1 protein-coding gene is annotated in these 422 nt (G+C 59.0%); it reads left to right on the forward strand.

What is annotated here, in order from left to right; genetic code table 11:
• Positions 1 to 422, forward strand: a 422-nt coding sequence (locus tag Xbed_RS19140; protein WP_208612290.1) for an inverse autotransporter beta domain-containing protein, incomplete at both ends; no start/stop codon positions are given.

Here is a 422-nt window from a genome sequence, read left to right on the forward strand (position 1 = left end):
GCCATCCTACCCGCAACTGGGGGGCAAACTGATTTATGAGCAGTACTTCGGCGATGAGGTCGGGCTGCTGAGTGAAGAGCGCCGGCAGAAAAACCCGGCCGCCTTTACCCTTGGCCTCAGCTATACCCCGATCCCGCTGGTGACGCTGGGGCTGGATCGCCGGCAGAGTGCGTCCGGCGGCGGGGAAACGTTGTTTAATTTCGGCCTGAACTATCAAATCGGCACCCCGTGGTCAACACAAATTGACCCGGATGCGGTGGCCTTTAAGCGCAGTCTGCAGGGCGGGCGTTATGATCTGGTCGAGCGCAATAACCAGATCGTGCTGGAATACCGCAAGAAAATGCTGATCCGCCTGATGATGGAAGAGCAGATCAGCGGGCGCGGTGGCGCGATTGTGCCGCTGAATGTCAATGTCAGCGCCA

The sequence above is a fragment of the Xenorhabdus beddingii genome (assembly GCF_002127545.1).
Classification (GTDB): Bacteria; Pseudomonadota; Gammaproteobacteria; order Enterobacterales; family Enterobacteriaceae; genus Xenorhabdus; species Xenorhabdus beddingii.